At 37.4% G+C, this 13,861-nt stretch carries 14 protein-coding genes; 2 read left to right on the top strand and 12 right to left on the bottom strand.

Going from position 1 to position 13,861, the window contains the following annotated elements; genetic code table 11:
- Positions 1-93: 93 nt before the first annotated feature.
- The 9 genes from ACQV2S_RS02710 to ACQV2S_RS02670 are packed head-to-tail and all read right to left on the bottom strand — an operon-like array spanning position 94 to position 8,524.
- Entirely contained in the window at positions 94-720 is a 627-nt protein-coding gene (locus ACQV2S_RS02710; protein WP_428873290.1) for a V-type ATP synthase subunit D, read from the bottom strand.
- A 6-nt stretch (positions 721-726) separates the two neighbouring features.
- The gene (locus tag ACQV2S_RS02705) at positions 727-2,103 is read right to left on the bottom strand and encodes a V-type ATP synthase subunit B (RefSeq protein WP_428873289.1); all 1,377 of its coding nucleotides are present in this window, start codon (positions 2,101-2,103) and stop codon (positions 727-729) included.
- Complete coding sequence (locus tag ACQV2S_RS02700) at positions 2,096-3,877, bottom strand: V-type ATP synthase subunit A (RefSeq protein ID WP_428873287.1); 1,782 nt, start codon at positions 3,875-3,877, stop codon at positions 2,096-2,098. Before ACQV2S_RS02700 ends, ACQV2S_RS02705 begins: the two co-directional genes overlap by 8 nt.
- A gap of 13 nt (positions 3,878-3,890) precedes the next feature.
- The gene (locus ACQV2S_RS02695) at positions 3,891-4,202 is read right to left on the bottom strand and encodes a V-type ATP synthase subunit F (protein ID WP_258436826.1); all 312 of its coding nucleotides are present in this window, start codon (positions 4,200-4,202) and stop codon (positions 3,891-3,893) included.
- Positions 4,192-5,202 carry a V-type ATPase subunit gene (locus ACQV2S_RS02690; RefSeq protein ID WP_428873286.1) on the bottom strand — a complete coding sequence of 337 codons (1,011 nt, stop codon included), beginning with the start codon at positions 5,200-5,202 and terminating at the stop codon, positions 4,192-4,194. The genes ACQV2S_RS02695 and ACQV2S_RS02690 overlap by 11 nt, the downstream gene beginning before the upstream one ends.
- Positions 5,203-5,214: 12 nt before the next feature.
- The gene (locus ACQV2S_RS02685) at positions 5,215-5,793 is read right to left on the bottom strand and encodes a hypothetical protein (RefSeq protein WP_428873284.1); all 579 of its coding nucleotides are present in this window, start codon (positions 5,791-5,793) and stop codon (positions 5,215-5,217) included.
- Between the two features lie 12 nt (positions 5,794-5,805).
- Complete coding sequence (locus ACQV2S_RS02680) at positions 5,806-6,270, bottom strand: V-type ATP synthase subunit K (RefSeq protein WP_428873344.1); 465 nt, start codon at positions 6,268-6,270, stop codon at positions 5,806-5,808.
- Between the two features lie 17 nt (positions 6,271-6,287).
- The gene (locus tag ACQV2S_RS02675; protein WP_428873283.1) at positions 6,288-8,213 is read right to left on the bottom strand and encodes a V-type ATP synthase subunit I; all 1,926 of its coding nucleotides are present in this window, start codon (positions 8,211-8,213) and stop codon (positions 6,288-6,290) included.
- Positions 8,204-8,524, bottom strand: coding sequence for a hypothetical protein (locus ACQV2S_RS02670; protein WP_428873282.1), 321 nt, complete (start codon positions 8,522-8,524; stop codon positions 8,204-8,206). Before ACQV2S_RS02670 ends, ACQV2S_RS02675 begins: the two co-directional genes overlap by 10 nt.
- Positions 8,525-8,726: 202 nt before the next feature.
- Here ACQV2S_RS02670 and ACQV2S_RS02665 point away from each other — a divergent pair, with 202 nt between their 5' ends.
- Complete coding sequence (locus tag ACQV2S_RS02665) at positions 8,727-9,647, top strand: peptidase U32 family protein (RefSeq protein ID WP_428884972.1); 921 nt, start codon at positions 8,727-8,729, stop codon at positions 9,645-9,647.
- 9 nt (positions 9,648-9,656) lie between these two features.
- Positions 9,657-10,901, top strand: a complete 1,245-nt coding sequence (locus ACQV2S_RS02660; RefSeq protein WP_428873280.1) for a peptidase U32 family protein — start codon at positions 9,657-9,659, stop codon at positions 10,899-10,901.
- 79 nt (positions 10,902-10,980) lie between these two features.
- Here the strand turns inward: ACQV2S_RS02660 and ACQV2S_RS02655 are convergent, their stop codons facing one another.
- From ACQV2S_RS02655 to truA, 3 genes are read right to left on the bottom strand one after another with little or no spacing between them, the layout of a single operon-like run.
- Complete coding sequence (locus ACQV2S_RS02655; protein ID WP_428884971.1) at positions 10,981-12,447, bottom strand: phosphate:AMP phosphotransferase; 1,467 nt, start codon at positions 12,445-12,447, stop codon at positions 10,981-10,983.
- Positions 12,441-12,974, bottom strand: a complete 534-nt coding sequence (locus tag ACQV2S_RS02650; protein ID WP_428875094.1) for a GNAT family N-acetyltransferase — start codon at positions 12,972-12,974, stop codon at positions 12,441-12,443. The genes ACQV2S_RS02655 and ACQV2S_RS02650 overlap by 7 nt, the downstream gene beginning before the upstream one ends.
- Positions 12,967-13,737, bottom strand: a complete 771-nt coding sequence (gene truA, locus ACQV2S_RS02645; protein ID WP_428875093.1) for a tRNA pseudouridine(38-40) synthase TruA — start codon at positions 13,735-13,737, stop codon at positions 12,967-12,969. The genes ACQV2S_RS02650 and truA overlap by 8 nt, the downstream gene beginning before the upstream one ends.
- Positions 13,738-13,861: the final 124 nt, after the last annotated feature.

Raw genomic sequence — 13,861 nt, 5'->3', positions numbered from 1 at the left:
TGAAGTAACCAGTCGGTTACCTCACCTACTCATCAACCCTATTTGACAAAGAGCCATTTTTTCATAAGACTAATTTATTAATCTTTCTACTAATTATAGATCTTTAACCTTCATCATACGAGTGATACTTGCTCGCTCATTTTCTTCTAACTTCATTGAAATATAGTTGATTGTCTCTTCGGTATCCGGAATCATTCGATATTCAAGAGCGTTAACACGTCTTCTTGTTTTTTCGATTTCATCGGCTAAAAGCTGACAAGTCTTTTCAATTTCGACTAAATCTAATAACTTGGGCAAAATGGACCTTAAACCTTCTAAAGCTTCATCTAATTCCGCATTGGAATTCAAATAACCATAGCGTAAAGGCTCATCATCAATATCATCATCTAAATTAAAATCCATTTTAGGAACATTGACACTCATAATATTTTTAAGGTCAATTGAAAGATCAATGTTTTCACCTGAAATGGCCGCTATCTCTTCAATAAAATGATCGCTCATTAAAGACTTCGCTAATACAAATGATTGTAAGGCATTTGAAAGTTCTGCTTCCACTTGATCTCTTAGTTCATTGTTTTTACGAATCAAATCAATAAAATGGCGCATCAATTCATCTTGCTTATCTTTAAGTAACTTATGCCCGCGACTAGCCAGTGCGTGCGTACTCTTTAAAGCTGACAGCTCCATCCGGGTGGGCTTTACCCCTAATACGTTTGCCATAGTGCATTACTCTCCTTTCGGTAAGTATTGCTCGATCATTGGATCCTTGATCCGTTTCAATTCGCTCTTCGGTAAAATCTTTAATAAGTCCCAGGCAATATCAAGCGACTCAAAGATGTCACGGTTCTTATCAAAGCCTTGGTTAACATAGCGTTTCTCGAATTCATCAGTAAATTTAACATACTGTTTATCGATATCTGAAAGGGCTGACTCACCCAATACAATCGCTAATTCTTTTGCTTCTTTACCTTTGGCATAAGCTGCAAATAGCTGGTTCATTGTCGGTGCATGATCTTCACGTGTTTTTCCTTCACCGGTTCCCTTATCCTTCAAACGCGATAAGGAAGGAAGTACATTAATAGGCGGCTTAATACCTTGGTTATCTAATGAACGGTCTAAGATGATCTGTCCTTCAGTAATATAACCGGTTAAGTCAGGGATTGGATGAGTAATATCATCTTCAGGCATGGTAAGAATTGGGATTTGAGTAACCGATCCCTTAGATCCTACTAAACGTCCTGCGCGTTCATAGAGTGTAGATAGGTTGGTATATAAGTAACCTGGATAGCCACGACGGCCTGGTACCTCACGACGGGCTGCTGACACTTCACGTAAGGCCTCACAATAGTTCGTCATGTCTGTCATGATAACTAAAACGTGCATATCTTTTTCAAAAGCCAAGTATTCGGCAGCAGTTAAGGCGATTTTTGGAGTCGCTAACCGCTCAATTGCTGGGTCATTAGCTAGGTTAACAAACATTACTGAACGATCGATTGCTCCGGTTTCACGGAAAGAATCCATAAAGTATTCAGCCTCATCATAAGTAATTCCCATGGCTGCAAAGACAACTGCAAAATTTTCATCAGAATTTAAAACAGTTGCTTGACGTGCAATTTGGGCTGCTAACTCTTTATGCGGCAAACCAGAACCAGAGAAAACGGGTAGTTTTTGTCCACGAACCAGTGTATTCAAATGGTCGATGGTTGAAATACCTGTTTGAATAAATTCATCCGGATAGTCACGCGCCATTGGGTTAATCGCTTGACCATTGATATCAGCAAACTTTTCAGGAATGATTTGCGGTCCGCCATCCATCACATTACCCATACCGTCAAAGATGCGTCCCACAATATCTTCGGATAAAGCAAATTCTAAGGGCTTGCCTTTAAAACGCGCTTTAATATTGGATAGCTTCATTGAAGAAGTACCACCATAGATTTGAACAACGGCTTTACCCTCTTTAGCTTCTAACACCTGACCCATACGAATTTCACCATCGTGGAGCTCAATTTCAACTAGTTCGTCATAGGCTATATCTTCGACGCCATCTACAATCATCAAAGGACCATATAGGTCAGAAATATTTGTATATTCCTTAAGCATTTGCTCCACCTCCTTGTTCTAATACTTGTTTCATGTAGGTAGCAATTTGCTGATCAATCTCATCCAAGCGGTGAATTTCTTCTTCTGGAATAAATTTAGCTCGAGCAATTTGCTCACGAACTTCTTGAGTACCTTCCATAATTTCATTATAGTAAGCACCCAGTTTCATTGCTTCTCTTGCCTCAATTTCAAAATCAATAATTAAATTCAATAATTTCAATTGTTTTTCTTCAGAGGTTGTCGTATCAACATCGTCAAAAGCATTTTGTTGTAAGAAGTCTTCACGAATCATCCCTGCGATGGCAAGCGTTAATTTATCTTTTTCAGAAAGTGAATCTAAACCAACCAAACGAACAATTTCTTGCAAGCTTGATTCTTCTTGAAGAAGTGATAAGCAATGACGTACTTTCTCACCCCAACTTGGGTCAATGTGTTCATCATTATGTGCTTGAACATCGGTTGAATATTGAGAATAAGAATCTAGCCAGTTAATAGCTGGGAAGTGACGTTGTTGTGAAAGTTTAGAATCTAAACTCCAGAATACTTTTACGATACGTAAAGTATTTTGGGTAACGGGTTCTGAAGTATCCCCACCTGGAGGTGAAACCGCTCCAATGGCAGAAACTGAACCAACGCGCTCATCTGATCCCAATACTTGGACCAAGCCGGCACGCTCATAGTATTCTGCAATACGTGAACCTAAATAAGCTGGATAACCTTCATCCCCTGGCATCTCTTCCATACGTCCTGACATTTCACGTAATGCTTCTGCCCAACGTGAAGTAGAATCCGCCATGATGGCCACTGAATAGCCCATATCACGGAAGTATTCCGCAATAGTGATACCTGTATAGATTGAAGCTTCACGAGCCGCCACCGGCATATTGGAAGTGTTAGCAATTAAAATAGTACGTTGCATGATAGACTCGCCCGTTTTAGGATCAATTAATTCTGGAAACTCGTTAATAACGTCCGTCATCTCATTTCCACGTTCACCACATCCTACGTAAACCACTACGTCAACATCAGCATACTTAGCGATTTGGTGCTGAACGACCGTTTTTCCAGCCCCGAAAGGTCCAGGAACAGCAGCTACCCCACCCTTAGTGATTGGGAAGAATGTATCAATTACACGTTGTCCTGTCTTTAGTGGTGCTTTGGGAGTTGATTTAGCTTTATAAGGGCGTCCCAAACGAACCGGCCATTTTTGAACCATATTTAATTCATGTTCGCCTGATTCTGTTTCAACCACACAAACGGTATCTTCAATTTTGAAAGAGCCAGATTCGATGGATTTAATTGTTCCTTCAATGCCAACAGGAACCATAATGCGGTGCTCAATAATTTTGGTTTCTTGAACGACCCCAATAATATCGCCAGCTACCACATGGTCACCCACTGCTTTACGGGCTTCAAATTCCCAAACCTTGTCTCGATCTAAAACATCAATGTTACTTCCTCTTACTAAAAAATTACTCTCTGTTTTTTGCATGAAATCTTCTAATGGTCTTTGAATCCCATCAAACATCTTGGTTAATAGACCTGGTCCTAATTCAACTGAAAGAGGATGTCCTGTAGGTCTTACGATTTCGCCCGGTTTCAACATCGAGGTCTCTTCGTATACTTGAATGGATGCAACGTCTTGGTGCATTTCAATAATTTCGCCAGTAAGTTGCATTTCTCCAACCAAAACAATTTCACGAATTGAGGAGTCTTTCATTCCTTTAGCCTTCACTAAAGGTCCTGAAATTTCTTGAATAATTCCAGTTGTCATTTTTTTCCTCCTTTTATAATATGTTCTGTCCGATTGCTTTTTCAACGTTGTCATTGACTTTGGCTTTACCTATTCCAAGAGATCCTTTATGAGTTGGAATTAGAATAACCGCAGGGGTTGGTAAAGTGTCAAAGTGACTAATCGTATCGGGTATTTCATGAGCTAGATTTTCTGTCAATAATACGACACCAATATTTTCTTCTTTTAAATCGTGTAGAATTTTTCTAGCTTCCTCGCCACTACTTGCTGGATAGACTTCAAATCCTAATAGTTTAAAGGCTAATACGACGTCACGGTTACCGATTACTGCTATTTTATATGCCATGAATAGGTCGCATCCTTTCTTTAATTAGTTGATTGTCTAAATTATTTTCTTTCCCAATTAAGATGAGACGTACGTTGTCACTCTCATTTTCCAAGAAATATAGATAAGTAAGTACTGGCATCGGCCCGAAGGCATCAAATGAGAATGATCTTAAAATCCGACTAAACTCGCCTTGAATTAAAGCATTTAGTTCAGTTGGGTTGACCTTTTCATCATTCAATTGATCCCAAACAGGGTCTAAATTAATCATGTATTCAGCTGTTTGATAAGTTTCAACTAAACCGTTCAAATCTTTTTCTCGCCAATTTTCAATGATATCATCACGACTCACTGCCCCTTGACTTGATAAAGAGGTGAAAATAAATGATGTACTTTGACCTTGTTTAAAAGCACGGACAAAAGTTAATAAATTTTGAAAATCAATTTTCATTTTTACAAATCGACTGAGTTCTTCATGCTTCATTGCATCGGCATGAGATCGGATATGTCTTAGATAGGCTGTATCCAAAATGACATCAATCGAATGGGTATCGCCTGTGTCTTCTACTGCTGTGATAGCGTCATAGACAGCTTCTTCTAATACAGGATGAAGGTCTTCATTTTGTCCTTTTGTAGACACAACTTGAGCAAGTTCCTCTTTTGAAAAACTGCCAATCGGAATGTACAAATGAGACAAATCTTCATCCAGATATTTTTCTTTAATTAAAAGCTTCAAATTATGATAAGTATATCTTAATGAGAAGATTTCGATTATACGCCTATCAGGTGATGCCTCAAGTAATTCTTCATATACATAAACCAAACGTTGTTGAATGATTGGCTCAAAACTACGATTTAAACGCACTTCCTCCGGAATAGAATAAGCCGTCTTACCTAAGTAGTCTAAAACAGCATCAGAATGGTCCATTTGTAATAACGTTTCATAGTCTGATTGACTGAGAAGTTGAGCTTCATAGAGGCGCAGGGTCGTATTTAAACCAGCATACTCTAATTCTTTCATTATAAGCCCCCCTTATGCTTTCAGTTGTTTTTCAAGTTCAATAAGCAGTTGAGGCTTCAGTTCATTAATAATATCTTCAAATAAATAATTCATATTCATCCCTTTTTGGGTAAGAATAAAACCAGATTTATCCGCAACGTTTTCGCCCCATTGCATCATATTATAATCTGCATGAAATTTATTCGCTTGATCATCAGAAATAAATTGACGTGATTTTTCACCGATTCTTAGTTCAAAAGCTTGATTTGAATCCAACTTTTGCATTGCCGCTTGAATCATTTGACCCAAATTATTAGCTATCGAATGGTTTATTTCTTCAGGAACGTCTTGGATAATTTCTTCTAATAATTTTTGCTTATGAGTAAGCTGTGAGTTGCGCAATTCATTAGCCAATGATTGCTTACGAATTTCAAATTGTTGCTCTTGCTTACGAATAAAGTTTTCTTTATCATGCTCAAATTGTTTATTAATCCGATTTTTGTAATCGTCCATTGCTTGGGACAACTCATTTTGAAGATCTTGAACTTGTGCTTCACCTGTGGCTTGAACTTTCCCTAAGATTTTATTTTGTAAAGTTTCAATGTTTCCCACAAGTTTGACCTCCTATCCTTGAACAAGTAAGAATGAGAATACGAATGCTAAAATTGCATAAGTTTCAACCATTACTGAATAAATAATTGCATTAATAACTTTTTCAGGACGTTTAGCCAAAATCTGCATACCTGCTGCAGCTACTTTACCTTGGTGAATACCTGATACCCAACCTACAAAACCAACAGGCATAGCAGCAATTAATAGATTAAGTCCTGTTTGTAGTTCCATGCCTTGTTGTAACTGTAAGAAAATTAAGAAGCCAATCGCAAATCCATAAAGGCCTTGTGTACCTGGTAGTAACTGTAAGATTAAAGATTGAACGAATTTTTCAGGTTGATCTTTAGTTAAAGCTGCAGCGGATGTACCTGCAGTACCAACCCCATTAGCTGAACCAAAACCTGAGAAAATAACTGCCACTGCTATCCCTAAAACGGCGAATAAATAACCACCATATTCTTGTAAAAATTCCATTATATTACCTCCTAGTAAATTTATTTAATATTAATGTATTTGCCTAAGTATTTTAATGGGGCAAAGGCTTGACCCCCAGCTTCATAGAATTTACCGAAGAACTCAACGAAGATTAAACGTGCAGAGTGAACATAAGCACTTAAGACCGTTAAGCCAAAGTTAAATAACTGTAAAGCAATGATTAATAGAATACCCACTGAAAATCTTGCTGCAGGAGGTAAATATGCCACCAAAATATTAAAGGCTAAGGCAATTGATCCTCCAGCTATACCAAGGGCCATTAGTCGACTATACGATACTAAATCTCCTAAATAAGAAGAGATGCCATACAAATCGTATAAACCGGCTCCGAAACCGGCAAATTTATTTTTACTTTTAATAATAGCTACTACCAAAATTGTTATGGCTGCAAACCCAGCTAAATATAGGCCTAATTGTTGTAGACTTTCAATGTTTAATAACATTGGTCCAAGGACTGCAATTAAAAAGCCAAATAGCATGATAATCCATGATAGTCCATCCTTAATTGCATCTAATCGATTACTTTCCCAATTTAGGAGTGTGTTTAGGATGAGTCCATGAATGATTTGGATAAATCCTAAACCAATCGACAAGGCCAATACCTGAATGACGTCTTCAGTAGGTGATAGCAACTTGAAAGGCAAGGATTCACCAAAAAACGACCCGTAAATTAAGCCCCATAGCAAAACAGCATATGATAAGAGATGGAAGAAACGTATGTTTTTTTTCATCCCTTTATCGATCGTAAAGAATTTTAATGGGATAAAGGTTCCTAACCAGAGTAAAATTCCATAACCTAAATCGGCAATCATCATTCCAAAGAATGTCCAATAATAAGGCGTTAAAGAGGATGTCGGGTCAAACCCCTTATATCCAGGTAGACCATACATTGAAGTAACTGTTTCAAAAGGTTCAACCAAAGGGTGATTTTTTAATTGAATGGGTACTTCTTCGCTTTCTTCTTCAGTTGGTGTCACATAGTCTAAATAAACTTCTCCATTTAGCGCTTTTATAACTTCTTCTAAGCTTGCTTGAGCTTGTTGCTCTTCAATCCAACCTTCTAGAGCGAACAACTCCCCTTTGTTTAATCCTAATTCTGTTGCTTTTTGTCTTTCTACTTTGGCATAAAAAACTTCTTCAGCGATTTTTAATTGGTTATATTCTTGTCTGAAACTTCCCAATTCTTTTCTTAGATCTCTGGCTTTGTTTCTTAAGTTTTCCGCTTCTATATGGGATTCTTCTAGCAGTTTAACCGGAAGGTCTTTGAAGCGATAATCTAAGATCTGGAAGCGGTTTTGATTAAGAAATTGATTCACTTCGAAGGCATCATCCTTATCAAAAGCAACTGCCAGGCCAATTTCTTCTTTAGACTGATAGACCTCTTCCAGTGCAATTCGGTCTTCTTCTTTCAAAGCATTGTAATATTCATTATCCGCTGTTTGAGGAATTGTCCCTAATAACAAGCGTGTATAGCGATAATCTTTAGCGTAATCTGGAAGTGCTTTTAGATTGCGCCACTTATGATAAAAATCGGCTTCATTCTCGCAAATTTGAATTTGGGAATCAATTTCTTCTAGCATCTTTTTCTTTTCCCATACTTTATCAGTAATCTTCTTGGCTTGCTCATCCATTTGACTTTCTTCAATTTCAGCCATACTCATTTCTGGTAATGGCGTTAGATACTTGTCTTTAAAGGATTCAGCTGTTAGATAACTTTCTAAATATTTTTTTGCTGATCGGACATTTTCTAACTGATCGAGATATTCTGTCAGTTGTTTTGATTCCATTTTTGGCTCTTGGTCCAACAATTCAGAGTTAATTGTCTTCACTTGAATGTTTTGCATTTTTTGAAATGCCTGCATCAAGTCGTCACGATTTTCTTTCTCAACAATTGCTAAAACCTTAGCCATTTTAGCTATTGCCATATTTCTTTCACCACCTTTTCAGCAATTTTTTGCGTCAAATCCTCACGGCGGTTAGCAATATCGGATTCAATTTGAACAACCGACAATTGATTTTCATTTCTTAAGTCATTTTCAACCTCAAGAAATTGATGATTATATTTTTCTTTAGTCGTTTGTTTAAATTGAGCGAATTCCGAATCAACCTGCCTTTTAAATGTGAGTTTTTGATCTTCAAAGTTTTCTTGCATTTCTTGCAATTTTTTTTGATAATCAGCAACTTTTTCAGCACTTAATGCCTCTAATTCGTTAACTGTCTCAATTAAATTTGCCATTCGTTCACCACCCTTCTTTTCCTATTTCAAATAGGAAATAAATAATTAGCGACACTGATATTATAACATGAATTTTGATTCCGTTTCCAATATTATTTAGTTTGTGAAAAAGTTACTGTGTATTAAAATGCTGTTTATTATCTCTGTTTACTCGTATATAATTGATAGATGAATAAAATAACGATTAGAAAGAAGGGTTCTAATGATCAAGTTGATTGCAACAGCTGAATCGATAGGACAAGCCAAAAAACTAATCGATCTTGGGATCGATCAAGTTGTTATTGGTGAGGAAGTATTTGGTTTGCGCTTGCCGGCTTATTTCTCGTTTGACGAAATGAAAGAGGTTATCGATTACGCCCACCAATACAAAAAAGAAGTCATCATTGCCATGAATGCTATTTTGCATAATGAACAAATTAAGCAAGCACGATCTTTTCTAAAGAAGATCAAAGAAATCGGTGCAGACCAAATTATGGTTGGCGATACTGGCTTAATTCAAATTCTTAAAGATGAAGACCTCTACTTACCATATATTTATAATGCTTCTGTTTTAATGACCTCATCCGGTCAAGTAAATTTTTGGGCCAAATATGGCGCAAAGAGAGCCTTTGTCGCAAGTGAAGTGCCATTTGTTGAATTAAAGGATATGTTAGCTGAAAGTCAAATTCCTCTTGTTTATCAAGTCTATGGCTCTACTTGTATTCATCAAAGTCGAAGACGCTTATTGAATAATTACTTTAACTATATTCATAAGGATGTTGAGGAGTTAACCGATCGTGATCTTTTCTTGTCTGAGCCTAATAAAAAGGATAGCCATTATTCGATCTACACCGATCAACACGGTACACATATCTTTGCCAATAAAGATTTAAATTTAATTGAATATTTACCCGATTTAGCAAATGTTCAACAAACGCATTGGTATTTAGATGGATTATTTACACCCGAAGAAGCGTTCAAACAAGTCGCAAGACATTTTATACGTGTGAAGGAATTAATTGAACAAGACCAAGTGACTTTAGAAGGACTAAAACTACATCGTGTAGCGATTGAACAATATCACACTAAAAATCGGGAATTGGGTACAGGTTTCTTCTTATATGAAGCAGACCAGGTACAATAGGAGGCGCTTATGGAAAACTTAACTTTTAAAAAACCAGAATTATTAGCACCCGCAGGAACGCTCGAAAAACTAAAAACTGCGATTCACTATGGAGCAGATGCAGTATATATTGGCGGTAATGATTACGGACTTCGTAAAAGAGCCGGTAATTTTTCTTTTGAGGATATGGCTGAGGGAGTCGCTTTTGCCCATGCAAGAGATGCGAAGGTATATGTCGCTGCTAATATGGTTACTCATGAAAATGATGAGATAGGTGCTGGTGATTTTTTCCGGCAAGTAAGGGATATTGGCATTGATGCGGTCATTGTGTCTGATCCAACTCTTATGCAAATATGTGCCAGTGAAGCTCCGGGACTAGACATTCACCTTTCCACCCAGCAATCAGCTGTCAATTATGAAACCTTGAACTTTTGGCAGGAAGCCGGACTGACACGTTGCGTTTTAGGACGTGAGGTCTCTATGGCAGAAATTAAAGAAATCCGTGCTAATACGGATGTAGAAATCGAAGCTTTTATTCATGGTGCTATGTGTATATCTTATTCCGGTCGTTGTACTCTCTCCAACCATATGGCTAATCGTGACGCTAATCGAGGCGGCTGTTGTCAATCTTGTCGTTGGCACTATGGCTTATTCGAACTGCCTGAGTTGGACCAAAAAGTAATGGTGGGGGCAGGTGAACCGGGTATTAAAGAACCTTTCTCGATGTCAGCTGTTGATATGGGGATGTTAGACCATATCCCTGAAATCATTGAGGCAGGGATTGATTCGCTGAAAATTGAAGGCCGTATGAAATCCATCCATTATATCTCAACCGTTGTTAACGTTTATCGTAAGGCTATTGATAGCTTCTTTGCTGATCCTAAAAATTATGAAGTAAAAAAAGAATGGTCTGATGAATTATGGAAAATTGCTCAACGTGAGCTTTCAACTGGCTTTTATTACGACGCACCAAGTGAAAAAGAGCAATTGTTTGGCAAGCGTCGACGTCGACCAGAGTATTCCTTTATAGGGGAAGTTTTAGATTATGACCCTGATACAACCATCGCTACTATTCAACAACGCAATAACTTTAAAGTTGGTGAAACCATTGAATTTTATGGTCCTGGCATGCGCCGTCATCAAGAAACATTAGATCAAATGTGGGATGACACAGGAGCTGAAATCGAAGTGGCTCCTCACGCTATGCAAATTGTTACTATGAAAGTCAGTCAACCTGTTGCTAAGCACGATATGCTTCGTAAACACTTAAAATAAAACGAAAGCAACTCATAGATGATACCTACCACTTTTGCTGGATAAACAGTCAAAGGGTAGGTATCATTCAGAGTTGCTTTTATTTAGCTATTATTTTTTCTAAGTGCTCAATGAAGTGTTTCAAGACTTGAATACGGGCATAGCGTTTATCATTGCTGGCTACGATATACCAAGGAGCATATTCGGTATCTGTGCGAACCAACATTTCATTCATAGCCTCTAAATATTGTGGCATTTTCTCACGATTGCGCCAATCTTCAGCTGTTATTTTATAGTTTTTGGCTGGATCTTCTATCCGATCTTCAAATCTTTCATATTGCTCTTGACTATCAATATATAAGAAAAACTTCATGACAGCCGTGCCGTGGTCGGCCAAGGTTCTTTCCATTTGATTAATTTCTTCATAAGCGCGTTCCCAATCTCTTTCAGGGGTGAAATTTTCTACCCTCTCAACTAAGACCCGCCCATACCAAGAACGATCAAAAATAACCATCTGACCATCTTCGGGCATTTCTTTTTGAAAACGCCATAAATAATGAAATTTTTCTTCTATAGGGTCTGGTGCGTTAATTCCAAATATTTTATAAGAACGAGGATCAATGTGCCGGGTCAACCGCTTAATTGCCCCACCTTTACCAGCTGCATCCATTCCTTCAAAGGCTAAAACAATGGGGATTTTCTGATCATAGCATTGGTAAACCAATTTAGCCGCTTGCTCTTGTAAGTCAGCTAACTCCTTGTGGTAATCATCTTTTGAAAGACTCTTACTTAAGTCAAATTGGTCAAGAACATCGTAAACCTGATCACGATCTCTTTTAATCGCTTCATCCCTAGTCCGGCACTGAACGATCCGTTCTATACCACGATGAATTTCATCAATTACCGTCCCTAAGACCATTTTAGAAGCATACTTTTTGTCCTCAGCTGCAACGATATGCCAAGGTGATCGTTTATTATTAGTTTGGGTAAGAATCTTTTCAAACCAGTCTTGGTGGTCTTGGTAGTTTTTATTTTGTTCATAGTCTACCTCAGATAACAAATGCTTTCCTTCAACTGTCTCTTCAAGTTTCTTGATGCGTTTTTTTTGTGTTTTTTCCGTTATATTTATGAAAAACTTAATAACAATCATACCGTTATTTATCAAAGTACTATCTAGTTCTGTTAATTCACGAACACGCTGCTCTAGTTTTTCATCATTTTTTTGATCATGATTAAAGACTTGATAGTAAAAGGAACGATCATAGACAACTATTTCTTGATTAGAGGGAATTTTTTGCCAAAAACGCCAAACAGAAGGATGCGCTTTTTCCATTTGATTGGCCTTGTCAAAGACTTCTACTCTCACATAACGTGGATCGAGTTCACGCGTTAAATCGTTGATCACATAGCCTTTACCTGCCGATTCCCAGCCATCAATTAAAATTAAAACTGGAATTTCAAGTCCTTTAACTGTTCGTTGTAATTGATCGAGCCTTTCACCCAACTCTGATCTTTTATAGTTATCAAAGCGTTGGTCAATTTTTTCAAAATCAAAGTCTTTTAACATGGATTCTCCTTCTTTCTGTAATATTGGTAAGCATCTCTAGGATCGCCATTTTCTAAAAAAATAATGCCACAAAACTGAAATCCTAGCTTTGCTAAAATATGTTTCATTGGTTGATTTTCCTCATGTGTGTCAATTCTGATATTCGAATAATGTTCCAAGGTCCAGTCTAATAATGCTTGCCCACTACCTTTTGCTGATGGTAAAGATGCTAGTCGATGAATAGTCACATACTCTTCATCATTCAGCCACTGTCCCTGAATGTTTTTATAAGTAGGGTCTTCACCTGCTAGCAAAGCCATCACTGCTAAAATTTCATGATCGAGCCTATCTTCTACTATATAAGAATGTGCTGAACGATAATCATTTAGAATGACCTCTCTGCCAGGATAGCCATCAATCCATTGATTGAGATTACCAGTAGCCAATTGAAATCGACGTGCTTGATCATAAATGGCTTGCAACTTATCGATATCTTTTAATTCTACTCGACGAACCTGCCAGTCACTTGTTTTTTTTATCTTACTCAAAAGGATCCTCCTCATATTCTACATGCATTAAATATAAACCTTGTGGAGGCGCTGTAGGACCTGCCTGGTTGCGATCTTTTATATCTAGAAGTCGTTGCATCTCGATAGGTTCTTTAAGGCCGTCACCTATTTGAAGGGAAGTTCCCACAATAATACGGATCATATTGTATAAAAATCCGTTCCCTTTAAAATCAAAAACTAACTCTTGATTAGGAATATCTAGATTAGCCTTTACTTCATATAAGTTTCTCACTTTATTCTCTTTATCTGTTTTAGTAGAGCAAAAACTTGTGAAATCGTGTTCTCCTTGTAGATAAGCTAAACCTTCTTGAATGCGCTCAATTTCAAAAGGATAACCATGGTGAGTGGTAAAATTTCGTTTAAAAGGATCTGGGAAAGCTTGAGTATCCACGCGATAGCGATAGGACTTTCCAATAGCATGGTAGCGGGCATGAAAATCTATCTTCGTCTGGTTACATTGAATAATACGAATGTCTTTTTCAAGAATAGAATTCAAAGCACGCAAAAGATTGATAGCCGGAATCGAAGCAGGAAAATCAAAATGGATCACTTGCCCCATGGCATGAACCCCTGCATCTGTTCGACCGGAACCTATAATTTTAATAGGGTTTTCTGGGCTTTTTTTAGCAATAAGAAGCAAGGCATTTTCAATTTTCTCTTGAATAGATATACCATTTTTTTGAATTTGATAACCGTGATAGTGACTTCCATCATATTGAACTTTAGCTACATAACGTGGCAAACTCCCACTCCTTTCCATCTCATTTAATTATAGACATTCTTTTCTTCATTATAAAGGCTAATGGTTGCCTAACAAAAAAACTCTCTCATTCAATTTGAATGAGAGAGAAAAAAGTAATGTGTTA

Source organism: Facklamia sp. P13064 (assembly GCF_050409425.1).
Classification (GTDB): domain Bacteria; phylum Bacillota; class Bacilli; order Lactobacillales; family Aerococcaceae; genus Facklamia.
This window is presented reverse-complemented; position numbering and strand designations above follow the sequence as displayed.

Excerpts from the sequence above, each read along its gene's own strand:
- ACQV2S_RS02710 (WP_428873290.1), bottom strand. The coding sequence starts at position 720 with ATGGCAAACGTATTAGGGGTAAAGCCCACCCGGATGGAGCTGTCAGCT.
- ACQV2S_RS02690 (WP_428873286.1), bottom strand. The coding sequence starts at position 5,202 with ATGAAAGAATTAGAGTATGCTGGTTTAAATACGACCCTGCGCCTCTAT.
- ACQV2S_RS02675 (WP_428873283.1), bottom strand. The coding sequence starts at position 8,213 with ATGGCAATAGCTAAAATGGCTAAGGTTTTAGCAATTGTTGAGAAAGAA.
- ACQV2S_RS02670 (WP_428873282.1), bottom strand. The coding sequence starts at position 8,524 with ATGGCAAATTTAATTGAGACAGTTAACGAATTAGAGGCATTAAGTGCT.
- ACQV2S_RS02655 (WP_428884971.1), bottom strand. The coding sequence starts at position 12,447 with ATGTTAAAAGACTTTGATTTTGAAAAAATTGACCAACGCTTTGATAAC.
- ACQV2S_RS02700 (WP_428873287.1), bottom strand. The coding sequence starts at position 3,877 with ATGACAACTGGAATTATTCAAGAAATTTCAGGACCTTTAGTGAAGGCT.
- ACQV2S_RS02660 (WP_428873280.1), top strand. The coding sequence starts at position 9,657 with ATGGAAAACTTAACTTTTAAAAAACCAGAATTATTAGCACCCGCAGGA.
- ACQV2S_RS02695 (WP_258436826.1), bottom strand. The coding sequence starts at position 4,202 with ATGGCATATAAAATAGCAGTAATCGGTAACCGTGACGTCGTATTAGCC.
- ACQV2S_RS02705 (WP_428873289.1), bottom strand. The coding sequence starts at position 2,103 with ATGCTTAAGGAATATACAAATATTTCTGACCTATATGGTCCTTTGATG.
- ACQV2S_RS02665 (WP_428884972.1), top strand. The coding sequence starts at position 8,727 with ATGATCAAGTTGATTGCAACAGCTGAATCGATAGGACAAGCCAAAAAA.